Consider the following 807-nt stretch of genomic DNA (forward strand, 5'->3'; position numbering starts at 1 on the left):
CGCTACTTGGGAAATCGCATTTGCTTTCTCTTCCTCCAGGTACTGAGATGTTTCAGTTCCCTGGGTGTGCCTCTTATACCCTATGTATTAAAGTATAAGTCCTGTTCCATTACGAACAGTGGGTTTCCCCATTCGGAAATCCTCGGATCTAAGTTTACTTACAACTCCCCGAGGCATATCGGTGTTAGTCCCGTCCTTCATCGGCTCCTAGTGCCAAGGCATCCACCGTGCGCCCTTATTCACTTAACTAAGTTTACAATGAATAAGCGTGCTATATTAGCCTTGCTTTAAATCTAGCTTCAGCTCCTAACGACTAGCGTACTTCCTTCACCTTCGTGCGATAAGTCAACATCGATTCACTTACGTTCATCGTGTTTCCTTTATCTCCTTCGGCTCAGTCCAGTCCGTACGTCGTTGAACAGTCGCTTCAGCCTTTTGATTGATGTCGTTTGATTACTCTTATTTAGTTTTCAAGGTACAAAAATGGAGCCTAGCGGGATCGAACCGCTGACCTCCTGCGTGCAAAGCAGGCGCTCTCCCAGCTGAGCTAAGGCCCCGTTTAAATTATATGATGGTGGGCCTGAGTGGACTCGAACCACCGACCTCACGCTTATCAGGCGTGCGCTCTAACCAGCTGAGCTACAGGCCCATCTATAATTAAAAAATTGCTCTCTCAAAACTGAACCAAACAACACAGTATGTTTCATCCAAACCTGGATGTTCCGTAATAATCCTTAGAAAGGAGGTGATCCAGCCGCACCTTCCGATACGGCTACCTTGTTACGACTTCACCCCAATCATTGGTCC

At 46.8% G+C, this 807-nt stretch carries 2 tRNA genes and 2 rRNA genes; all 4 read right to left on the reverse strand.

The annotated features are described in order from the left end of the window. A 23S ribosomal RNA gene (locus ACFQ18_RS18065) occupies positions 1-249 on the reverse strand; the annotation flags it as partial. A 235-nt stretch (positions 250-484) separates the two neighbouring features. Continuing rightward, a tRNA-Ala gene (locus ACFQ18_RS18070) sits at positions 485-557 on the reverse strand. A 15-nt stretch (positions 558-572) separates the two neighbouring features. Then, positions 573-649 (reverse strand) — tRNA-Ile (locus tag ACFQ18_RS18075). 89 nt (positions 650-738) lie between these two features. Next, positions 739-807: ribosomal RNA gene (locus tag ACFQ18_RS18080) — 16S ribosomal RNA — on the reverse strand; the annotation flags it as partial.

Source organism: Oceanobacillus caeni, from assembly GCF_042678465.1.
GTDB lineage: Bacteria > Bacillota > Bacilli > Bacillales > Amphibacillaceae > Oceanobacillus > Oceanobacillus caeni.